Origin of the sequence: Shewanella sp. LZH-2 (genome assembly GCF_016859145.1) — a bacterium.
Lineage (GTDB): Bacteria > Pseudomonadota > Gammaproteobacteria > Enterobacterales > Shewanellaceae > Shewanella > Shewanella xiamenensis.
Genome location: NZ_CP069350.1, coordinates 803,237 through 826,057, shown reverse-complemented (window position 1 = coordinate 826,057; position 22,821 = coordinate 803,237). Strand labels below are relative to the sequence as shown.

General features: G+C 46.6%; 23 protein-coding genes. 6 read left to right on the top strand and 17 right to left on the bottom strand.

Annotated elements, in window-relative coordinates:
* Positions 1-3: 3 nt before the first annotated feature.
* Complete coding sequence (gene rpsF, locus JM642_RS03795; RefSeq protein WP_011623998.1) at positions 4-399, bottom strand: 30S ribosomal protein S6; 396 nt, start codon at positions 397-399, stop codon at positions 4-6.
* A gap of 224 nt (positions 400-623) precedes the next feature.
* Here rpsF and JM642_RS03790 point away from each other — a divergent pair, with 224 nt between their 5' ends.
* Both JM642_RS03790 and JM642_RS03785 read left to right on the top strand, forming a co-directional pair.
* Complete coding sequence (locus JM642_RS03790) at positions 624-1,367, top strand: DUF481 domain-containing protein (RefSeq protein ID WP_069454269.1); 744 nt, start codon at positions 624-626, stop codon at positions 1,365-1,367.
* A gap of 182 nt (positions 1,368-1,549) precedes the next feature.
* Entirely contained in the window at positions 1,550-2,977 is a 1,428-nt protein-coding gene (locus JM642_RS03785; RefSeq protein WP_203432884.1) for an MFS transporter, read from the top strand.
* Positions 2,978-3,037: 60 nt separating this feature from the next.
* Here JM642_RS03785 and rlmB read toward each other — a convergent pair whose 3' ends face one another.
* The 8 genes from rlmB to zapE all read right to left on the bottom strand — a co-directional run bounded on the left by rlmB (position 3,038) and on the right by zapE (position 10,920).
* Positions 3,038-3,778, bottom strand: a complete 741-nt coding sequence (rlmB, locus tag JM642_RS03780; protein ID WP_037422079.1) for a 23S rRNA (guanosine(2251)-2'-O)-methyltransferase RlmB — start codon at positions 3,776-3,778, stop codon at positions 3,038-3,040.
* Positions 3,779-6,205 carry a ribonuclease R gene (gene rnr, locus JM642_RS03775; protein WP_203432882.1) on the bottom strand — a complete coding sequence of 809 codons (2,427 nt, stop codon included), beginning with the start codon at positions 6,203-6,205 and terminating at the stop codon, positions 3,779-3,781.
* A 39-nt stretch (positions 6,206-6,244) separates the two neighbouring features.
* Complete coding sequence (gene motX, locus JM642_RS03770) at positions 6,245-6,901, bottom strand: flagellar protein MotX (protein WP_082389636.1); 657 nt, start codon at positions 6,899-6,901, stop codon at positions 6,245-6,247.
* Positions 6,902-7,008: 107 nt separating this feature from the next.
* Positions 7,009-8,304, bottom strand: coding sequence for an adenylosuccinate synthase (locus JM642_RS03765; protein WP_055647687.1), 1,296 nt, complete (start codon positions 8,302-8,304; stop codon positions 7,009-7,011).
* A gap of 66 nt (positions 8,305-8,370) precedes the next feature.
* A complete protein-coding gene (locus JM642_RS03760) occupies positions 8,371-8,559 on the bottom strand; it encodes a DUF2065 domain-containing protein (protein ID WP_203432880.1) in 189 nt (62 codons plus the stop codon).
* Between the two features lie 114 nt (positions 8,560-8,673).
* On the bottom strand, positions 8,674-9,066 hold the full coding sequence (gene rpsI, locus JM642_RS03755) for a 30S ribosomal protein S9 (RefSeq protein WP_006083052.1): 393 nt from the start codon (positions 9,064-9,066) through the stop codon (positions 8,674-8,676).
* A 14-nt stretch (positions 9,067-9,080) separates the two neighbouring features.
* Complete coding sequence (gene rplM / locus JM642_RS03750; protein ID WP_011073682.1) at positions 9,081-9,509, bottom strand: 50S ribosomal protein L13; 429 nt, start codon at positions 9,507-9,509, stop codon at positions 9,081-9,083.
* A 298-nt stretch (positions 9,510-9,807) separates the two neighbouring features.
* Positions 9,808-10,920, bottom strand: coding sequence for a cell division protein ZapE (gene zapE, locus JM642_RS03745; RefSeq protein WP_203432878.1), 1,113 nt, complete (start codon positions 10,918-10,920; stop codon positions 9,808-9,810).
* Positions 10,921-11,360: 440 nt separating this feature from the next.
* Here zapE and degQ point away from each other — a divergent pair, with 440 nt between their 5' ends.
* The 4 genes from degQ (at position 11,361) to JM642_RS03725 (ending at position 15,969) form a co-directional block, all read left to right on the top strand.
* Complete coding sequence (gene degQ / locus JM642_RS03740) at positions 11,361-12,713, top strand: Do family serine endopeptidase DegQ (protein WP_203432876.1); 1,353 nt, start codon at positions 11,361-11,363, stop codon at positions 12,711-12,713.
* Positions 12,714-12,838: 125 nt separating this feature from the next.
* On the top strand, positions 12,839-13,921 hold the full coding sequence (gene degS / locus JM642_RS03735) for an outer membrane-stress sensor serine endopeptidase DegS (protein WP_037427151.1): 1,083 nt from the start codon (positions 12,839-12,841) through the stop codon (positions 13,919-13,921).
* Positions 13,922-14,289: 368 nt separating this feature from the next.
* A complete protein-coding gene (locus tag JM642_RS03730; RefSeq protein ID WP_203432874.1) occupies positions 14,290-15,105 on the top strand; it encodes a HipA family kinase in 816 nt (271 codons plus the stop codon).
* Positions 15,106-15,969 (top strand): hypothetical protein, encoded by an 864-nt coding sequence (locus JM642_RS03725; protein WP_203432872.1) that lies wholly within the window; start codon positions 15,106-15,108, stop codon positions 15,967-15,969.
* 526 nt (positions 15,970-16,495) lie between these two features.
* Here the strand turns inward: JM642_RS03725 and JM642_RS03720 are convergent.
* The 8 genes from JM642_RS03720 to mlaF all read right to left on the bottom strand — a co-directional run bounded on the left by JM642_RS03720 (position 16,496) and on the right by mlaF (position 22,569).
* Positions 16,496-17,818, bottom strand: coding sequence for an IS4-like element ISSba6 family transposase (locus tag JM642_RS03720; protein ID WP_203432870.1), 1,323 nt, complete (start codon positions 17,816-17,818; stop codon positions 16,496-16,498).
* A gap of 127 nt (positions 17,819-17,945) precedes the next feature.
* Complete coding sequence (gene murA, locus JM642_RS03715; protein WP_011073687.1) at positions 17,946-19,205, bottom strand: UDP-N-acetylglucosamine 1-carboxyvinyltransferase; 1,260 nt, start codon at positions 19,203-19,205, stop codon at positions 17,946-17,948.
* A 12-nt stretch (positions 19,206-19,217) separates the two neighbouring features.
* Positions 19,218-19,469: a BolA family protein gene (locus JM642_RS03710; protein WP_011621481.1), complete on the bottom strand. Its 252-nt coding sequence runs from the start codon at positions 19,467-19,469 to the stop codon at positions 19,218-19,220.
* 16 nt (positions 19,470-19,485) lie between these two features.
* On the bottom strand, positions 19,486-19,770 hold the full coding sequence (locus tag JM642_RS03705) for an STAS domain-containing protein (RefSeq protein WP_047538719.1): 285 nt from the start codon (positions 19,768-19,770) through the stop codon (positions 19,486-19,488).
* 5 nt (positions 19,771-19,775) lie between these two features.
* Positions 19,776-20,429, bottom strand: coding sequence for an ABC transporter substrate-binding protein (locus tag JM642_RS03700; protein ID WP_037427135.1), 654 nt, complete (start codon positions 20,427-20,429; stop codon positions 19,776-19,778).
* An 11-nt stretch (positions 20,430-20,440) separates the two neighbouring features.
* On the bottom strand, positions 20,441-20,914 hold the full coding sequence (gene mlaD / locus JM642_RS03695) for an outer membrane lipid asymmetry maintenance protein MlaD (protein WP_037427133.1): 474 nt from the start codon (positions 20,912-20,914) through the stop codon (positions 20,441-20,443).
* Between the two features lie 54 nt (positions 20,915-20,968).
* Positions 20,969-21,754 carry a lipid asymmetry maintenance ABC transporter permease subunit MlaE gene (gene mlaE, locus JM642_RS03690; RefSeq protein WP_037427131.1) on the bottom strand — a complete coding sequence of 262 codons (786 nt, stop codon included), beginning with the start codon at positions 21,752-21,754 and terminating at the stop codon, positions 20,969-20,971.
* A complete protein-coding gene (gene mlaF / locus JM642_RS03685) occupies positions 21,751-22,569 on the bottom strand; it encodes a phospholipid ABC transporter ATP-binding protein MlaF (protein ID WP_037427130.1) in 819 nt (272 codons plus the stop codon). Before mlaF ends, mlaE begins: the two co-directional genes overlap by 4 nt.
* Between the last annotated feature and the right edge of the window lie 252 nt (positions 22,570-22,821).

Below are 22,821 nucleotides of genomic sequence, written 5' to 3'. Positions count from 1 at the left end.
AACTTACTCAGCGATTTCTTCAGCGTTAGCTTCATCATATGAGCGGTCGCCAGCTGGGCCACGACGTGAATCGCGCTCATCTTTAGCTTTCGCCATTGGAGATGCTTCAGTAACGGCAACTTTAGTACGCATTACCATGTTACGCAGAACTGCGTCGTTGAAACGGAAAGCAGTTTCTAGCTCTTCAATCGTCTCTGCTGGTGCTTCAACGTTCATCAGAACATAGTGAGCTTTATGCAGATCTTGGATTGGGTAAGCCAGTTGACGACGGCCCCAATCTTCTAAACGGTGGATTTTGCCGTTAGCTTCGGTGATAACACCGGTGTAACGCTCAATCATACCTGGTACTTGTTCACTTTGATCTGGGTGAACCATAAATACGATTTCGTAATGACGCATTTATTGCTCCTTACGGTTATGTAGCCTCGTTATTGGCTCAGTCAAACCAAATAGAGGCAAGGAACGAAAATAGTGACTGATTTGAGCGCGAGATAGTACAGAAAGCAGACGCGAAACTCAAGCAATAACTTTGCCTCAACACCCAATACAGGTATGATGACGCCTCACCCCTATTCGGATATCAGACACCGGCCACTCAAGAACCCATACTAATGTTACGAGCAATGCTAAAAGTTATCGCCCCTTTGAGTTTTTTTTGCCTATCTTTTCCTGCACTTGCGCTTGTTCCTCCCGATTATCAGGAGCCACCAAGTGATTTGACTGCAGAAGTCGAAGCTGGCTTACAATTGAACACAGGCAATACCGAATCGAGCAGTTTTAATGGTCGAACCCAACTGATTTACGATACTAAACAAACTAAGCAGGAAGCGACGCTAAAAGCGTATTTTGCTTCTGAAAAAAATCAAACCACCTCCGAAAAGTACGAACTCCAGCTTCAAAGCAACTATAAACTCAACAAAGGTTATATCTTCGGCCGTGGCGACTTCACTTGGGATCAGTTTGGTAGTTATACCCAAATCTCAACTCTTTCTTCGGGTTATGGTTTTAACGCAATTAGTAGCTACAAGACCAAACTCAGTCTCGAAATCGGCCCAGGTTATCGATACAACTTGCCTGCCGAGTCAGTCGCAGAGCCAGACCCCGCTCCCGAAAAGGATGTGATCCTACGTACTGCGGCAAAGTTTTCTCAAAAATTACAGGAATACACCAGTATCAATGCCGATCTCACCGCCGAGGTGGGCGAAAATAACAATACCCTGACTCTCGATATGAACTACAAAAATTTAGTATTTCAGGATTGGGCCTTTAAAATCGGCATGAACATCAAGTTCACCGAAGTGGTTCCTGAGGGCAGCCAGCAGACGGATACCATCACCACCTTTAACTTACTGTATACCTTTAGATAAACAAGCAATAAAACGATTTGGCTGGCACAACAATTCCCCACTCAGCCAAATCCCATTTCAGCACAATTTAGTGACCCACACATAAAAACGATAAATTAGTCGATAAATTCCAACATTTTGCAACACGGAATAAACACCGACTGCTGATATACTCTCCCTGGCAATCATACAAGGAGCAGTTAATGACAAACCCGCTACGTACTTTCGCCTCTTTATATAGCACGACGTTATTAACAGTGCTGGCTGGCGGTTTACTCACCACATATTTAGGCCTTAGGCTCTCGGTGATGCATGTTCCGCAGTTGTGGATAGGTAGCATGATGTCGGCCTACTATGTCGGCCTTGTCGCAGGATCTAAGATTGGCCACCGGCTAATCGCCCAAGTAGGACATATCCGTGCCTTTGTCGCTAGTGCTGGGATCGTTGCCGCCTCCGCACTGGGTCATGCACTCGTAGATGAGTTGGCGATTTGGATCCTGCTAAGACTTATCGTCGGTATGGGGATGATGTGCCAATACATGGTGCTCGAAAGTTGGCTCAATGAACAGGCTGAAAGCAGCCAACGCGGCACAGTGTTTGCCAGCTACATGATCGTCTCTTACTTCGGTTTGATCTTGGGCCAAGGTGCCATCAGCCTCTATCCTGAACTCGGTCTAGAGCCGCTGTTACTGATCGCCATCTGCTTTGCCCTGTGTATTGTCCCGATTTCTTTAACGCGGCGTATTCACCCAGCACCACTGGTGCCCGCCCCCTTAAAAATTGCTCACTATTGGCGCAAAGCGCCGCAGGCACTCACGACCATTGCCATTGGCAGCATGATTGTCGGCTCCTTTTACGGCTTGGCGCCTGCTTATGCGAGCAACTTAGGTTTACCGCCCGAGAAGGTGGCCACCTATATGACAGCAACCATTCTCGCGGGCCTACTCGCCCAATGGCCAATGGGAAAATTATCTGACATTATGTCCCGCAGTCGCCTGATCCGCATCAACTGCGTACTGCTTGGTATCTTAGCATTAGCTATCGCCCTCACTCCCTATCATCCGACACTCTCACTGGTGATGACGTTTCTGTTCGGCATTCTTGGCTTTACCTTCTATCCCTTGGCAACCGCACTGGCTAATTCCCGTGTCGAGCAAAGTGAAAGGGTAGGACTATCGGCAACCATTTTGCTCACCTTTGGCATGGGCGCCAGCATCGGCCCATTAATCGCCTCGACTCTTATGCAATGGTTTGGCAACAGCATGCTCTATGGCTTTATGTCGGCCTGTACCTTAATCCTGTTTTTACGGCTACGTTATGTTCACTCACAGCAAAAAACCGAAACCAATGTCACCCAAGACTACATCATGGCGACCGGTGACTTAGTCTCCTCACCACTGGCTGCGGCGCTTGACCCGAGGGTGGATGTTGAATCGGTGCAGGAACACATGACACCAACACAGCAGGAAGATGAAGAAGATTTAGGTGCCGATGCCCTTGTTAAAGATGCAGAGAATGATAACGAGCAACAGCTAACATTCGAGTTTGAATTTCACTCAGCGCCCAGCTTTATCCACGATGAGACAAACGAGGTGGACGAATCCAACCTCGATGCAATTAAAACCAATTAAGGGCTGATTTAGGCAATAAAAAAGACGGGCTCACCCGTCTTTTTTATTGATATATATCAATTAACTACGGCGTTGACGCACAGCTTCGAATAGGCAAATACCCGTGGCAACCGACACGTTTAAGCTAGAGACGCTTCCCGCCATCGGAATCGAAACTAAAGTATCGCAACATTCACGACTTAAGCGGCGTAAACCTTTGCCTTCGGCGCCCATCGCAATCGCTAATGGCCCTTTAAGATCGGCTTGATAAAGCTCGCAATCCGCTTCACCCGCCGTGCCGACAATCCACACGCCCTTTTCCTGCAGATGGCGCATAGTGCGGGCGAGGTTAGTTACTTGGAATAACGGCACGGTTTCAGCTGCGCCGCAAGCGACCTTACTGACCACAGCCGTTAAGCCAACGGAGTTATCCTTTGGCACAATAATGCCCTGCACGCCCGCCGCATCGGCGTTACGTAAGCAGGCACCTAGGTTATGCGGATCGGTAACGCCATCTAAAATCAATAAAAACGGTAAGTCGGTCTTAGCTAACAGCTCATCTAAGTCATGCTCACCAAGGATTTTAGCCGCTTTCACACGGGCAATAATACCTTGGTGCTGAGTACTTTCGGCTTTCTCGTCCAACACTTTGCGTGAAGTCACTTGAATGCTCGTGCCAAAGGCTTTCGCTTGACGGATCAGCGGGGTTAAACGCTCATCCTCACGGCCCTGCAACAGCCAAAGTTCAATAATGCGCTCAGGGCTGTGTTTTAACAGCGCTTCAACTGCGTGGATCCCAAAAATAATATCTTGTTTTTTCATTTACTTCTTTCTCGTGCTCCGCTTCGCGGCCTTTGGCTTTTTCGCCGTATCTTTTACGCTTTTCTTAGGCTTAGTGCCCGCTTTAGACTTAGACTTACTCGGCGCTTTGTCTGAACCCGCTTTCGCTTTAACGCCAGTCGATTTAGCCGTTTTCGCCATTTTCGCGCCTTCGCGGTTTACCCGCTCACGGGCTGTCATGGGTTTTTCTCGACTAGGTGCCGCCTTGCGGCGACCGCCTTTACCACTGTCGCCAATCATGACTAAGTCAATCTGTCTATCATCCAAGTTTACCGCGGCCACTTTTACCGTAACGGGGTCACCCACTTGATAGATTTGACCTGTGTGCTCACCAATCAAACGCTGACGCATAGGATCGAACTGGTAATAATCGCTGCCCAGACTAGAAATATGCACTAAGCCATCGATAAATAAGTCATTTAAGCGAACGAATAAACCAAAGTTAGTGACAGAGGCTATCACGGCCTCGAAGGTGTCACCCACATGGTCCTGCATAAATTCACATTTAAGCCAGTCGCTTACATCACGTGTTGCTTCATCGGCGCGGCGTTCAGTCGTAGAACATTCTTCGCCTAATTTATCTAATTCATCGAGTTGATAGTGGTAGCCACCATCGGGAGTCCATTTCTCATTGGCTTCACCTTTTTCTTTCGCCAACAAATAGCGGATCACTCGGTGCAGCACTAAGTCAGGATAACGACGAATAGGCGAGGTAAAATGCGCGTATTCTTCCAGAGCCAAACCAAAATGGCCTTCGTTATCAGGCGTGTATATAGCTTGGCGCATAGAGCGCAGCAACATCACTTGAATAAGTTCAGCATCGGGACGGCCGGCAATCTGCAACATCACATTTTGATAATCTGCAGGCGTTGGCTCAAGCCCACCGCCCATGCTCAAACCACGCTCAGCTAAAAACTCTTTAAAGTTTGCCAGTTTCTGCTCAGAGGGCGACTCGTGCACTCGATAGAGGATTTCACCCTTATGCTTTTTCACAAACTTAGCGGCAGACACGTTCGCCAAAATCATACATTCTTCAATGATTTTATGAGCTTGATTACGCGCTCTTGGCACAATCTTATCGATCTTGCGCTGTTCGTTAAAAATAAACTGCGTTTCTATCGTCTCAAATGCTATCGCACCGCGCTCTGCGCGCTGTTCATCAAGCGCTAAATAAAGCGACTGTAAGCATTGAAGATGTGGAAAGAGTGCTTCATGTTCAGGCGCAATCGGTCCGCCTTCGAGCATGGCTGCCACTTGGGTGTAAGTGAAACGCGCATGTGAATGCATCACCGCGGGATAAAACTTATAACCCGATAACTTACCACGGGCTGAAACCGTCATCTCTGCAACCATACACAGGCGGTCAACATGAGGATTGAGTGAACACAAGCCGTTAGAGATTTTCTCCGGCAACATTGGGATCACTTGCGATGGGAAGTACACCGAGTTACCACGGGCACGGGCTTCAGTATCTAAGGCCGAATCGGTGCGTACATAATAGCTTACATCGGCAATCGCCACCCACAGACGCCAGCCACCACTGGGTTTAGCTTCGGCATAAACAGCATCGTCAAAGTCTCGGGCATCTTCACCATCGATGGTCACTAAGGGTAGATCACGCAGATCGACACGACCCACTTTATCAGACTCAGTCACTTCATCGGGAATACGGCGCAGTTTCTTTTCAATGGCGGCCGACCACGTATGGGGAAGATCGTAATTGCGTAGGGCTATTTCGATTTCCATTCCCGGTGCCATTTGCTTGCCAAGCACTTCGGTCACTTTGCCTGCGGCTTTAACAAATCGACCGGGACGACGGGTTAATTCTACCACCACCACATCGCCTTGACGGGCGCCATTGCGATCTTCACTAGCGATTAAAATTTCTTGGGTAATGCGCTTATCATCGGCAATCACAAATGCCATGCCACTGTCGACATGGAATCGACCAACAATCGCAGCACTACGGGGCTGGATCAAACGGACAATACGGGCTTCACGACGACCTTTACGATCCATACCGGCTTTTTGTGCCAGCACTTTATCGCCATGGAAATACATCAGCATGTCGCGATTTGAGATAAATAAATCGTCGCCACCTTCGTCAGGTTTGAAGAAGCCGTAGCCTTCTCTGTGCCCAAGAACAATGCCGGGGATCAGATCCATTTTTTCAGGTAAGCCGTAGCTTTGACCGCGGGTAAATACCAATTCACCGTCGCGCTCCATCGCCCGTAAACGGCGGCGCAGGGCTTCTAATTGCTCTTCATCATGGATCTGTAGTGCAGCAGCGATGCTGTCACGGGTAATAGGTGATTTTTGAGAACGTAAGTACTCGATAATATACTCACGACTTGGGATAGGGTTTTCGTACTTATCCTGTTCACGCTCGAAATGAGGGTCTTTGATCATTCAATATCCAATATTTTTGTCTCAATCAGTAGAGACAACTCAACGGGTTCGCAAGTGCTCTTGCTGGGCCCGCGCCACTGCACTGGCGGGCATTTTAGCGGCTAACACCTGCAGTAATGACAAGGCTTTTTTCTTAGTCGCCTCATCGGTAAATACATTGTTGTATAACCAGTTATAGGCCATTTCATAGTCTCTTGGACTACCATAACCTTCACCGTATAAACGGACCAGCATCATCCGCGCGGCTAAACTACCGCTCGCTGCCGCTGGCAATAAATAATTGACCGCACGGTCTTTATTACGAATAACAAACTTACCATTTTGATAATATTCGGCAAGTTTCACCATAGCCTCGGGGCTGCCCTGCTCAGCTGCATCACGCAATAACCCCATCCCTTTGACCGCATTGGCTTTTACACAGGTTCCGTGGTTGAGCATTTCTCCCCACAAAAACTGATACAGGGGCTGCTTTAAGACTTCAGCGCGCGCTTCGATGTCTTGCACTAACTGACAGTCATCTTGTTTGACTCTTGCCAAATACTTTTCACCGCGGATCATTTCAAGCAATTGATCTTGAGAATAAATATCCACCGCCTGTGTTTCAGCAAAGCACATTGAAGATACTAAGGGCAGCAGCGCAACTAATGCAGTACGTAGCATAACGACTCTCAATGACAATAAGGTGAATACTTGCATCGGCAGTATAACCTATTTCTTGAGCTCGAGCCGAATTTCTAACCACGAAAGCAAACAGGAAGGAACAGCAGAGGGTGAAAAGGCCGTGAAACACGGCCTCTACGATTTTAGTTAAACGGGCTAACTAAAATCATCGTCTCATTACGGTCTGGACCGGTAGAAATGATGTCGATCGGCGTTTCTAACAACTCTTCAATACGCTTGATGTAGTTGATAGCTGCTTGCGGTAACTGATCTAAAGAGGTCGCACCGAAAGTTGACTCGCTCCAGCCTGGCATAGTTTCATAAACAGGAGTGACCTGCTCATAACCTTCAGCTGCTAATGGCGTAACTTTGGAGATAGTGCCATCTGGATGTTGATAACCCACACAGATCTTCACTTCTTTCAGGCCATCAAGTACGTCTAACTTTGTTAAGCAGAAGCCGCTTACGCTGTTGATTTGTACTGCGCGGCGCATTGCCACTGCATCTAACCAACCTGGACGACGTTTACGACCAGTAGTCGCACCAAATTCATGACCTTTAGTCCCTAAATGATCACCCACTTCACATAAGAGTTCAGTTGGGAAAGGACCAGCACCAACGCGAGTGGTGTATGCCTTCATGATACCTAAGACATAGTCTAAATGACGTGGACCAAAGCCGCTGCCTGTCGCCACACCACCTGCGGTCGTATTTGACGAAGTCACAAACGGATAAGTACCGTGGTCAATGTCTAACAGTGTACCTTGTGCGCCTTCGAACAGGATTGGCTCACCCGCTTTACGCGCGTTATCCAAAAGTTCAGTCACGTCAACACACATGCTCTTCAGATAGTCAGCTAAGGCTAACGCATCGCTAAGTGTTTGCTCGTAATCTACGGCGTCAACTTTGTAGTACTCTGTCAGCATAAAGTTATGATATGCCATAACTTCTTTCAGCTTTTCAGCAAATAGTTCAGCATTGAACAGATCGCCCACACGCAGACCGCGACGGGAAATCTTATCTTCATACGCAGGACCAATACCACGACCCGTAGTACCAATAGCTTTGTTACCGCGCGCTTTTTCGCGAGCGATGTCTAAGGCACAGTGGAATGGTAGGATCAGCGGACATGCTTCAGAAATCAGCAGACGTTCCTCAACAGGAATGCCACGCTCTTTGAGCATGTTGATTTCTTTCATCAGTGCGTCGGGTGCGAGCACCACACCATTACCGATAATGCATTTAACATTGTCGCGTAGGATGCCTGATGGGATCAGATGAAGTACGGTTTTATCGCCATTGATCACTAAGGTGTGACCTGCGTTATGACCGCCCTGGTAGCGAACTACATATTTTGCCTGTTCTGTTAGAAGGTCGACAATCTTACCTTTTCCTTCGTCACCCCATTGAGTGCCGAGAACAACTACGTTTTTGCCCATTGTTTGCTGCAAGGTTGTGGTTAAAAAAGAATTCTAACAGATTTTAAACCGCAAGTGGTAAGGCATTTATGAAAAAATAATCAAAATGACCAAACCAGCAGTGACTAATGAGCCACCGATTCGACGCAAAACTTGCTGATTTTGATTGGAAAGTTCATTTAAATATCGGCGCCATTTATTGGGGAATAACAATGGTCCCACACCTTCCAAAATCAACACCAGTGCCATGGCTATCATAAATAACTGTAAGCTCATCTTCCTCTCTCTTAGCTTTTTCTACCCTAAAAATCGGTGATTAATACGAGGATAACCAATTTTAGGCAATAAAAAACCCAGCATAAGCTGGGTTTTTTGAGATTCCAAAACGTATTAACGCTTAGAGAATTGTGGCTTACGACGTGCTTTACGTAGACCCACTTTCTTACGCTCAACTTTACGAGCGTCACGGGTAACGAAACCAGCAGAACGTAATGATGGACGCAGAGCTTCATCTAATTGCATCAGGGCACGAGTGATACCGTGACGGATTGCACCTGCTTGGCCAGTGATACCACCGCCTTTAACAGTTACATAGATGTCCAGCTTGTCAGTCATTTCAACTAACTCTAATGGTTGACGAACAACCATACGAGCAGTTTCACGACCAAAGTATTGGTCCAAAGGACGTTGATTTACAACGATGTTGCCACTACCAGCTTTAGCGAATACGCGTGCTGTAGAGGTTTTGCGACGGCCAGTGCCGTAGTACTGAGTTGCAGCCATTTGCTTAATCCCGTTTAGATATCAAGAACTTGAGGTTGTTGTGCAGCGTGGTTATGTTCTGCGCCAGCGTAAACTTTCAGTTTACGGAACATGGCACGGCCCAGTGGACCTTTTGGTAACATACCCTTAACTGCTTTCTCGATGATCATTTCTGGCTTATGAGCTTGCAGCTTTTCAAAGCTGATTTGCTTAATGCCACCAGGGAAGCCTGAGTGCGAGTAGTACGTCTTGCCTTGCGCTTTGTTACCAGTAACAGTAACTTTCTCAGCGTTGATAACGATGATGTAATCACCAGTGTCAACGTGAGGAGTGTATTCAGGCTTGTGCTTACCGCGTAAACGCAGAGCGATTTCGGTAGCGATACGACCTAAAGTTTTGCCGTCTGCATCAACGACGAACCAGTCACGAGTTACAGTTTCTGGTGTAGCAGTAAAAGTCTTCATTATTACAAAAACCCAAAGTTAATTTTCTGTCTCACATGTTGCTTGCAATGACAAACAACACAAAATTGCCTTTCAGTACCCCTTCGAGTACTTAACTCGGCGTACAACTTCCACCTAGTTTGGTGGAGTAACGTGGGCAGGTGGCGGATTATAGACAAACGTGAGTTAAAAATCACCTGATATTTTGACAAAAATCATAAAAATTCGATCGATGTGGCTCATTACTACGCTAAGGAATGAGCCACTGAAGATTTGTCGAGAAAAACCCCGCAAAGCACGCTCTGCAATAGTCTAAGACTTAGGGTAAATGCTCTGATTTTAAGTAATCGTGGGATTGCATTTCAATCAAACGGGAACGACAACGTCTGAATTCAAAACTCAATAAGCCATCGGCATAAATGTCTTCTAACGGCACCTGCGCGGACACGATCAATTTAACGTTTCGTTCGTAAAACTCATCCACCATGGCCAAAAAGCGTCTGGCGATATCATCACCCGTTAAAAATGCGCCCATTTGCTCAATGCCACTCACCAGCACGGTATGATAAATCCGCGCCAGTTCCATATAATCCCGCTGACTACGGGGGCCATCACATAAGGCTCTAAAATCCGCCAGTAAGACGCCTTGCGCCTGTTGGCGAATGGATATTTCACGGCCTTCAATTTCAATCGCGTCAGTTGAAATATCGGCCTCAGGCGCTAACTGACGGAAATAACGCAGTAAGTTAGTATCGGCCTGCTCATCAAGTGGATAGTGGTAAATTTCCGCCTGCTCTAACGTCCGTAGACGGTAGTCGATCCCCGAATCCACATTTAATACTTCACAATGCTGATTGATCAGCGCGATCGCAGGAAGAAATCGCGCCCGTTGCAACCCATTTTTATATAGGTCATCGGGGATGATATTTGAGGTAGCCACTAAGACCACGCCTTCTTTAAAGAGCGCTTGGAATAAGGTGCCAAGTAACATAGCGTCAGTGATATCTGACACGAAAAACTCATCAAAACAAATGACTTTATATTTTGCCGCCATTTGTTTGGCAATCACTAATAATGGATCGCGCGTACCTTTAAGGGTGTCTAAATCTAAATGCAGTTGATGCATAAAACGATGAAAGTGCGCCCTTAACTTTTGATTACCAGGTAATGCATCAAAGAAGGTGTCCATCAAATAGGTTTTGCCGCGGCCTACGCCTCCCCAAAGATAAAGCCCTTTTGTAGGCGCGGGTGCCGACTTTAAGCCAAAAGAAGTCAATAGCTTACCAAATAAAGAGTTAGGCTCTTCGGCTGCGGTGAGATCCTCATAAACGCGCTGCAGCGCCTTTACCGCCATTTCCTGCGCCGGATCATGGGAAAAACCATCACGAGTAAGATCTTTTTGATAATGCTGCCAAGGGCTTAACTGGGGCACGTTATTATTCTCTTTTATCCTTTGGAAAAACTGCGTCGATATTAACACGGCCAAGATGACGCAGCATATATTTATACCCTATCAACTTGGATCTGTAGTGAGCTCGCGGAGAGGCCTAGCACAACGGCTTAATATGATAAAACTGATTAGGAAGAACTATGCTGTTAGCTGATTAAACTCAATGATTGGAAGTTATTGGGGCTTGAAAAATACCTTAAAAGCCCACAGGTTTCACTTCAGTTACAGTCAATAAAATGTTGATAAAATAACCGTTAAGAAATTAACCTTTGTTAATATTGATGAACTTTTTCAATGAGGTGCGTGTCCGAAAGGTTACCTAGGCAAATAGCCGGTACCGATACAGATTTGATCTGGTGCGGACACAAACTGACGACGCATTACATCCAGATCCTTGATCCCTTATTTGGAGTTATGAATAGATGAAAACGAAATTATCTGTACTTTCAGCCGCAATGTTAGCCGCAACCCTGACAATGATGCCTGCGGTTTCACAGGCCGCTATTCCGCAATCTGTTGAGGGACAACCCATACCCAGTCTTGCGCCTATGCTAGAGCGCACGACTCCCGCAGTGGTTTCTGTAGCGGTTTCCGGCACCCATGTTTCTAAACAACGCGTTCCGGATGTGTTCCGCTATTTCTTCGGCCCGAATGCACCGCAGGAACAAGTACAAGAGCGTCCATTTAGAGGCTTAGGCTCTGGTGTTATTATCGATGCTGACAAAGGCTATATTGTCACCAATAACCATGTGATTGACGGTGCCGATGATATCCAAGTTGGCTTACATGACGGCCGTGAAGTCAAAGCCAAATTGATTGGTACCGACTCAGAATCCGACATTGCCTTACTGCAAATCGAAGCTAAAAATTTGGTCGCAATTAAAACCTCCGACTCAGATGAGCTGCGTGTTGGTGACTTTGCCGTGGCTATTGGTAACCCCTTCGGTCTAGGACAAACCGTGACCTCAGGGATTGTCAGTGCCCTAGGCCGTAGTGGTTTAGGCATTGAAATGCTTGAAAACTTTATCCAAACCGACGCAGCCATCAACAGTGGTAACTCAGGCGGCGCATTGGTTAACCTTAAAGGCGAGCTGATCGGTATTAACACAGCTATCGTCGCGCCTAACGGCGGTAACGTGGGTATCGGTTTTGCGATTCCCGCAAATATGGTGAAGAACCTCGTGGCACAAATTGCCGAGCATGGTGAAGTTCGCCGCGGCGTACTGGGGATTGCTGGCCGTGATTTAGATAGCCAACTTGCCCAAGGCTTTGGTTTAGACACTCAACACGGCGGCTTTGTAAATGAAGTCAGCGCGGGCAGTGCCGCCGAAAAAGCAGGTATTAAGGCGGGCGATATTATCGTCAGCGTCGATGGACGAGCAATTAAGTCGTTCCAAGAGCTACGCGCTAAAGTCGCGACCATGGGCGCAGGCGCCAAGGTCGAACTGGGCCTTATCCGTGATGGTGATAAGAAGACCGTGAGTGTCACCTTAGGCGAAGCTAGCCAAACCACTGAAAAAGCGGCTGGTGCTGTACATCCTATGTTGCAAGGAGCCTCATTAGAAAATGCCTCTAAAGGGGTTGAAATTACCGATGTCGCGCAAGGCTCGCCTGCGGCAATGAGTGGTCTGCAAAAAGGCGATTTGATTGTCGGTATCAATCGTTCTGCGGTGAAAGATCTCAAATCACTCAAGGAACAGCTCAAAGATCAAGAAGGTGCTGTAGCCCTGAAGATCCTACGTGGTAAGAGCTTATTGTACCTAGTACTGCGTTAATCGATACGCCGGTCTGATTTATATCCCATTATCAGATGCGGATCAGCATAGGGAACGCGCGTTCCCTATGCTTTAACTTGTTAAACATGTTAATCTAACTCACCTTTTTCAATATTTAGCCTGCCATGACAATAAAAGAAACCCTGTTATATCTCGGTAAAGCCGTGCTTTTCGGCCTTATCATGGCGGCCATGTTTTTATTGGTGACTCACTACTTCGATAATAAGAGTCTTGGCAATTCACTTCTGCAAAACCGCGGTAATAATACAGTTGAACTGTCCTTTGCTAAGGCAGTGCGCCGCGCAGCACCTGCCGTAGTCAATATTTACAGCTTAAGTATCGATCAGAGCCGTCCATTGAATTCTGGCTCACTCCAAGGTTTAGGATCTGGGGTGATCATGAGTAAAGAAGGCTATATTCTCACGAATTATCATGTCATTAAAAAAGCCGATGAAATTGTTGTCGCCCTACAAGATGGTCGCAAATTCACCTCGGAAGTCGTAGGTTTTGATCCCGAAACCGATCTTTCAGTGCTTAAGATCGAAGGCGATAATCTTCCTACTGTGCCAGTCAATCTCGACAGCCCCCCACAGGTTGGTGATGTGGTATTAGCCATTGGTAACCCTTATAACCTTGGGCAAACCATTACCCAAGGTATTATCAGCGCCACAGGTCGTAACGGCTTGAGTTCGGGTTATTTAGACTTTTTACAGACAGATGCCGCGATTAACGCCGGTAACTCAGGCGGCGCCTTAATCGACACTAATGGTAGCCTGATTGGTATCAACACCGCCGCCTTCCAAGTGGGCGGCGAAGGTGGCGGCCACGGCATTAACTTCGCGATCCCAATTAAACTGGCCCACAGCATTATGGGTAAGCTAATTAAAAATGGTCGTGTGATCCGTGGTGCCTTAGGGATCTCTGGCGAACCGATTAACCCAGTTGTGGCACAAATCCTCAACCTGCCCGATTTACGTGGTGTATTAGTTACTGGTGTCGATCCTAATGGTCCAGCGGCACGAGCGCAGCTACAACCAAGGGATGTAATCATCAAATACGGCGACGAAGATGTGCCTGGGGTCGAAATGCTGATGGATAGGATTGCCGAAACTACGCCCGGCAAGAAAATCATGATGACGGTTATTCGCCAAGGTAAACAGCAAGAACTACCCGTTATTATCGATGAGAAGGTCGTCGTCGATAATTAAGCTCAGTAACTGACCTTGTTAATCTCAGAATGAGGCATGTAAAACCTCATTCTAAGTCATCCCAAAAACACCTATTACCTTATCCCTCAAATGGTAGAGCTATTTATCTCGCACTGCGATTTTTCACTTACTTTTGCCTCAAGATAACTTTGTTGTCAGTTTGCAGCATGATCCCAAGCTAACTCTAGCATCGTAGCATTGACTAAATTTTAGTAATGACACAAAGTGTCTACAGAACTAAAGCTCTACAAGATCCACTTAAACCACTCGCGAGGAAAAAATATGCAACTGCATTTGCTGATGCTAAAGTTTTCCACATCTTTGTATGGATAAAAAACTGTCATATAAGAATAGAAAAGGAAATTATAATGAACGATATAGTTCAAATTTTATCGTTTGATAAATATATAGCTCCACTGGAGCATACTTCTGATGGACGAATGGCAGCGACACATTTGGCAAGTGTTAAGTGGATTGACAATAAAGCTGGACGTTTCTATGTAAAAGTGTACCCCAAATGTCATTCAAGGGGCTTAATCAACGAAATTACTGGTTACCTAGTTGCTCATGCCACTGGTATCCCGCAACCTAAGAAAGTTGCAGTTATACAAATACCTAAAGAAGTTATAGAGAACAATTTCAAGGGGGACTTTGAGTGTTCTGGTGACTACTATTGGGGGTGGGCAAGTGAAGAGTCTGGGACAACTCCCAATACATACCTAAAAATGGGTGATATGGCTACATATAGCCAATGTATAGAGATATTGAAGAAATGGAAGTCTTTTCCAATTATGCTGGCATTTGATGATTGGGTTGCTAATCAAGACAGAAATACAGGAAATATTACGATTAAAGGATACAATGACTTTTACGTCATTGACCATGGTAATGTACCTGTTTCAGAGAAGTGGACTAAAGAAAATTTAATCGTTGAGAATGTATATACAAACAAACTGCTTGATGGTTTATATCAAAACAACTATCCATTACCTTTATCTGCTTCATTAGTTGAATCAAGCAAACACCATCCAGAGGCTTTTAAAAAAGCCCATCAAGAGTTGATTAAGTGGTGTGACGCATTACTTGATGAAGATTGTTCATCACACCTTCAGCATTTCCTTGAAGCCCGTGCAAATCTAAGTGTTTCAAGAATTAAGAACAAAACAGGATTATTGGTGGCATAAATGAATAATCTTGAAAAACTGTTGGGACAAAGTACTAATAGAAATCTAATAAAAGGTCAGTGGTTCAATATCAGGTGGACTCCTGATTTGGCTACTGGTGAAAAACTCAATATTGGCGTAGGTTTTGTAGAGGATGGGCGAGTCCATAGCAGATTGTTGAGCTATTTTGAAAGAGTGAAGTGTTTGTATGGTGAGCGAGGCATTTACCATGTAGAGCTTGTTACATCTATAGTTGGCGAAAGCTTGCGTCAAAATAAAAAAGTATCTCCAATCCCACAGATTACCTATGATAACTCTGGTTATGCGCAAGGTTTTTCTATTGATGAGATTTTAACTAGTCTTTTTGAACAGACGGTTCACTTGCAGAAAAAAATACGTGTTTCTGGTAATGAAAAACGATTTAACTCTATTAATACAGATAAGCTTTATACCAGCTTAGTTGATGAGTTAAGAATAAAAGCAGCGTTGCAATTTGAAGAGTTTGTTCCTGCTGAAAGTTCAATATTTATTAATGATAGCTTCGGCTCTCATGAATTATTCGTACCATTCAGGGACAATAAAATACTTGTTGGTGGGCTTGCTTCTGCTGTTTATTCTAGTGTCCAAAGAATAGAACTAAACTTGTTAAAAGCAGCTAGAGATGTCGAGGCGGCGGTTAAATTAGGCAAAGGAACTAAAGCGTCAGTTTTTATACTAATGCCCGGGGATGAAGTCGAGAAGTTAAGTAAAGAGCAAGTGATATCTATTGATAACTCGCTTGATAAATTTCGGTGGCACATGAATAAGCAGGGTATTTCAGTTGGTGGACATACTTCTGTTAGTGGTTTAGCGGACGAAATATGCTCGTGGGCTAATGTAGCCTAAGCATTATGAAGTATTTAAGTGAGTACACAACTATAGAGTTTTTCGAGGCTGTTCATTATTCTGTACCTGACTAATTTCACTGCTCGATATGGTTTTCTAAGCCCCCTCTAAATGGATTAAGAGCGGTGATAGCGTCAAATTCCAAGGTTATGTTTCATTTTCATGGCACAGTAGTTTAGTGGTAGTGTTGACACTCATTAACAGGGCAATACCATAGAAATCTTAATTCGAAACTCACTAATTCGAGCTAAAAGTCTAACTTAGAAATGTCCCAAAGCATGCTGTGTGTTTCTTTAAAACCTGCAGACTACACCGATGCTAAAAGGGAAAGCCATGGTGATTAGCGAGACGACCGTCCGCCCCATGGATGGGGCGGTCGAGCATCCAAGGAAGGACTCGCTGCGAGTCGTCGAGCAAATGCCATGACTCATCCATCAATCAGATCCAGCATTTAGATGTCTCTTTCCTTTTTACCTAAATAAATTGCGCTCAATAAAAAACCAGCACTTGGCTTAATGCCGTTCACTTAAGAGTGAACGGCATTTTTCTTTGGTCTAACCGGAAACTTGTTTTTGCTCATTTTAAGGACTCGTGGATATGCCCTTTCCCGTTTACCATCCAGCTTAAATTGCCGTGCATTTCGTTCTATATCCAATACGTCTCTCGGGACATTCCCCGGTGTTTGTGATGACAGTTGTGTCAACTTGAAGATGATATAACTCGCCGCATCCCGAAAACTCAGTTGATTGGGATGGACCGATGACAAGCTTTTAGCCATCAGCAACATCTTATATCTAATGAGATTATAGGCCAGTAGCACGCCCCATAACTCTTGAGTCACCAGCTCCGGTAGTTGACTGCGGAGCGTAAAACGACTCTCCAACAGATGTTGTTTCATCTCTCTGTAGCCCAGTTCGATTTCCCATCGATGGGCATATAAGTCGACGATGTCTTCGCTGGGGTAACGCATCGGGTCTGTCAACGAGGTCAAAATGGCGACTGACTTACCTTTCACTATCTTAGTCAATAAACGTGCTTCAAGGGTGTCAGGGAGCTGCGGCCATTTCTTTCTGGCTTGAGGTGTCGTGGTGAGTTTCACCCACTGGTCATGTTTCCCCAGCGTTCGCACTACTTCATATTGAGTGCCTTTCTTCAGTGGCAACAACCAGTGGCTATCAGGTTGCGCTTGCTGCCAAGCGTGCAGCAGGCCGAGCGAGTAAAATCCTCGGTCAAATAGGGTTAGGCTGTGATTGGGAATGCTAGGAATGAGCTGAGACGCTAAGTTCATTTCATTTTCGGCAACCGAATCAAAGGCGCTGTTGACCAATAAATGGCTGCTTAATTCCATCAAGCAAACCATGCGAATTTGCGGATAAGCCGCTTCGCCTGAAGCGTTTGCGGTACGCGCAAAGGCGGCTTGATTTTGGACACTATCGGGTGTCCGCCACACGACACCGTCAACACCATACAAGTTAAGGCCGCACCAATGAGGATGTTCAGCTCTCGCGTGCCAGGTATTGGCGCTGCGGCTAAAGACTTCTCTAATAACCTCACTGCCCAATCGTTTACGCGCCTGAGTCACGGCACTGCGTGCAACATAATCAATCTCTTGCGGCAAAACAATGTCGAGTTTGTTGATGAGTGACCGAACAGACTCCCCTCGGAACAAAGCCATTCCGATAACGGCCCAAATCATCGCGTCCATCGGCAATTTACGCCGTCTTAACGTCGCAACGCCCTGAGAGTCTAGGCAAGATTGAATTAACTCAGGTTCTAACACATCTGCTAAGCAGGTGAATTCGGTTAGGCGGGTAATATGAGTACGGGCGAGTGCTTCTGAGAGTTGCATAAAAAATCCGATGACATGAGGTCATCGGATTTTGATCTTTTCAGCGAGATCGTCAAGCGATCTGTCTTAACTGATCGGCATTAAGCACTTGGCTGGTTTTTTATTAGGAGCTAGTCCTACGCAAATGTTATTGCACACGCTCTACATGCGCGCCCAACCCTTGGAACTTCTGCTCGATATGCTCATAGCCGCGATCTAAGTGATAGATGCGATCGACAATGGTTTTACCATCGGCGACTAAGCCTGCAATCACCAAGCTTGCCGACGCACGTAAATCCGTCGCCATTACCTGTGCACCACTCAAAGACTCAATGCCTTGGATAATGCAGGTATTGCCTTCAAGCTCCATGGTCGCGCCCATACGGATAAGTTCTGGCACGTGCATAAAGCGGTTTTCGAAGATGGTTTCGGTAATGGTCGCAGTGCCCTGGGCTAATACGTTGAGCACGCAGAACTGTGCCTGCATATCGGTTGGGAAACCAGGATATGGTGCCGTCTTGATATTTACCGCTTTTGGACGCTTGCCTTCCATATCGAGCTCAATCCAATCTTCACCTGTAGTGATCTTGGCACCCGCATCTTCGAGTTTCGCGATAACAGACTCTAACGAAGCTGGGTCTGCCTTTAAGCAACGGATACGACCACGGGTCACAGCGGCGGCAACAAGGAATGAACCGGTTTCAATACGATCCGGCATCACTCGGTACTCACAGCCCTGCAGACGCTCAACCCCTTGAATACGCAGTGTGGCACTGCCCACACCGGTGATCTTCGCGCCCATGGCAATCAAACAGTTAGCTAAGTCGATCACTTCTGGTTCACGGGCCGCGTTTTCAATCACGGTTTCGCCATCGGCAAGTGCCGCGGCCATCAATAGGTTTTCGGTCGCGCCTACGCTCACCATGTCCATAAAAATATGCGCGCCCTTTAAGCGACCATCGACACGGGCCTTGATATAACCTTCTTTCACTTCAATCTTGGCGCCCATCATTTCGAGGCCATGTAAGTGAAGGTTTACTGGACGAGCACCAATGGCGCAGCCACCGGGTAATGATACGTCTGCGGTGCCATAGCGGGCTAATAACGGCCCAAGGATCAGAATCGAGGCACGCATGGTCTTAACGAGGTCGTAAGGAGCACAAAACTCATTAAGGTTCTTGGTCGAAATACGGATCTTACCTTCGCCCAACTCATCCACATCGGCGCCTAGGCAACGCAGCAATTTGCAGCTGGTGCTCACATCACGCAAATTAGGGACGTTCGAGACCACAAAGTCAGTTTCGGCTAACACGCCTGCCATTAGAATCGGCAGCGCAGCGTTTTTGGCACCGGAAATAATCACATCACCAGCAAGCGGAGGGCTTGCTTGAATCGCTAATTTATCCACTTTTCCTCACTACTAGCTGTTGAAAATTTTCTCGCGTTTCCATTGAGTCGGCGTGAAAGTTTTAATCGTTAATGCATGTAACTCACCGCTGGCGATATAGCTCATCAGGGGTGCATAAATGGCTTGTTGTTGTTTTACGCGGCTCATACCGTCAAAACATTCACCCACGGCAATCACTTTGTAGTGGCTGCCATCGGAGCTGGCGTGCACTTCATCGAGGGCTAACGCGTCACGTAAAATCTGTTCTATTAAGCTGCATTCCATGAAATTCGGTACCTTTTCAATTCGCTTCTTCGGTGAAGAAGGATTGTAAATCATATAAATCGATTAATTTTTTTAACTGCTCCGATGCCGAGCACAGCTTCAGTGGCGTGCCATGCTGGCGCACTAACGCCAGCAAAAATGCCACACCAGCACTGTCGCTGTATTCCAGTTCGGCGAGCGACAACATTTGGGTATCTTGGCTTAACAGGCTTTGCCTTTGCGGCCATAGCTCGACCACTTGCTCCTGTGATAAACGCCCTTTTAGGTGGCAAATGTTACCCTGTTGCACAAATTCAACCACGGCGCTTACTTCCCTGCTTTAGGCTTTTTAGTCACTTTGTCTTTGGTGCGCTCTTCCAGCATCTTAATCACTGAATCAATCCCCTGTTGGCGGATAAGGTTCGAGATTTCAGATTGCTTAGAGGACAGCAAACTCACGCCTTCAGCGACTAGGTCAAACGCCTTCCAAGAGTCATCCTTGAGGCGACGAACTTTAAACAACAACTTAATCGGCGGACGACCCGCTTCGATAATCTGTACGTTTACATCGACAATCTTCTCATTGCTGAAATCACTACCAGGCGAAAACTCCACTTTTTGGTTAGTGTATTCGGTAAAAGCTTGGGCATAGGTTGAAACTAAGTAGCCTTCAAAAGCATCGACGAAACGATTGCGCTGATCTTCAGTCGACTCTTTTAAATACTGACCTAACACTTTGTAAGAGGCGTATTTATAGTCGATGTAAGGCATTAATTCTTCACGCACAATCACCTTGAGATGATCCGCATCGGCGTCAATCAACGCCTTGTCTTTGTGGAACCGATCGAAGGTTTTGTTGGCAACAGATTTCACCATGGCATAAGGATCCATAGTGTTAACCTGAGCGTCATCCGCCAGTGCGGTCGTTGCAGTAAACATCCATACTAACGGCAGTAATAAGCGCGATAAGCGTTTAAACATAGCGGTAACCCCTATTTATCCTTTGAACCCATACTATATAAGAACTGACCAATCAGATCTTCTAACACTAATGCTGAGCGAGTATCGTCAATTTTGTCGCCATCCTTAAGCATACTCACGTCATCATCGACAAAGCCCGGTGTTAATCCGAGGAACTGCTCACCGAGCAAACCTGAAGTTAAAATAGCTAAGCTACTGGTTTCAGGAAATTTATCGAAACGCTTGTCCATCACAATCGTCACCACAGCCACCAGTTTGACTGGGTCTAAATCAATCTTACTCACGCGGCCAACCACGACGCCGCCAACCTTGACCGGAGAGCGTACCTTCAAGCCACCGATATTGGTGAAGTTGGCGGTGAGGGTATAGCTACTGTCGCTGGTCTGCACTTCGATATTGGCGACTTTAAACACCAACACCAAAAAGGCCGCTAAGCCCGTTAAGAGAAACACACCCACTAATAATTCAATTTTTCGTGTCAACATGCTCAGTTACCACTCTGTTAATCCGTCTATCTGTATCCTTGGCGCTGCAATCCGTTAGCGGCCAAACATCAGGGCTGTTAGTAAAAAGTCCAATGCCAATACGGCGAGGCTCGATTGCACCACAGTTGAAGTAGTTGCACGGCTTATCCCTTCTGGATTCGGCACCACTTGATAGCCGCGGTATAAGGCAATCCAAGTCACCACCACGGCAAACACGCCGCTCTTAATCAGGCAGTTCACTATGTCTTGGCGCCATTCGACCGAGGCTTGCAGAATCGACCAGAAGGCACCACCATCGATCCCCTTCCATTCCACGCCCACTAAATGGCCGCCATAAATACCTACCGCAGTAAACATCAGCGCCAACAACGGCATGCTGATCACTCCAGCCCAAAAACGTGGCGCAATGATTTGCCGCAGTGGGTCAATCGCCATCATCTCTAAGCTGGATAACTGCTCGGTACTCTTCATCAGACCGATTTCGGCGGTGAGTGCCGAACCTGCGCGGCCAGCAAATAATAGCGCTGTGACCACAGGACCGAGTTCACGCAGTAAACTTAAGGCCACCATCGGGCCTAAACTCTCCTCCGTACCAAACCCGACTAAGATGTTGTAGCCCTGCAGCGCCAATACCATGCCGATAAACAGGCCGGAGACCACAATAATGACCATAGATTGTACGCCGACCACATAGATTTGGCGCACTAATAATGGAAAACCTTTACGCACCCGAGGCCAACGAACAATCGCGCCCCACAGCATCAGGCCTGCACGGCCAAAACCGAGCACTAACTCGATAGCGCTGCGGCCAAGGTCGGCAATACTATCTAATAACTTCACTTGCCAACTCCTTTTGCCAATAATTCTTGCTGGTAATCCTTTGCCGGATAATGGAACGGCACAGGGCCATCTGGCGCACCTTGAATAAACTGCTTGAGCTGCGGATTATCCGCATGCTTTAACTCTTCAGGCGTGCCATGGGCAATAACTTTTTTATCTGCAACCACATACACATAATCTGCAATCCCGAGCACTTCATCCACATCGTGGGACACCACAACCGAGGTTAAATTAAGTGCATCGGAAAGTTCGCGGATAAGCTTAACCAGCACGCCCATAGAAATAGGGTCTTGTCCGGCAAAGGGTTCATCGTACATGACCATTTCTGGCTCAAGGGCTATCGCCCGAGCTAAGGCAGCGCGGCGCTGCATCCCACCGGATAACTCGCTGGGCATCATTTGCGCGGCGCCCCGCAGCCCAACGGCCTCAAGTTTCATCAGCACGATAGTCCGAATAATCTCTTCGGGCAGGCCTGAATGTTCACGCAGCGCAAAGGCAACGTTATCGAAGACGTTAATATCGGTGAATAATGCGCCACTTTGAAACAACATACTCATGCGCTTGCGCAGTTCGAATAATTCGCTACGGCTCGCCGCATGCACATCCTGTCCATCGAACAACACTTGGCCGCTATCGGGTGTTAATTGGCCGCCGATAAGCTTGAGCAAGGTGGTCTTACCTATACCACTCGGTCCCATAATGGCGGTGACTTTGCCCCTAGGGATAGACAGGCTAATATCTTCATATATGACACGCTGGCCACGGCGAAAGCCCAAATGACGGATCTCAACCAACGGCGTTTGTTCTTGAGTCATGCTTGATTCCGATATTTGAAAAGAGGTGGCCTACGCTTCCTGCCCAGACCAATCGAAGAGCCGCAAATTGTACGTAATTGCGCTTTAACCTACAACAGAATCGACACTATCGTCCTGCGATACTTTCAATTTGCCTCATTTCCAGCGAGAATGCGCCCTAAGTTTTCGCTCTGTGAAGCTAAAGTGTTACTTAATGTTTTCACCTGTGTTGATAAATTAGCAAAATGGTTTTGTAAACGGTCAAGACATAAG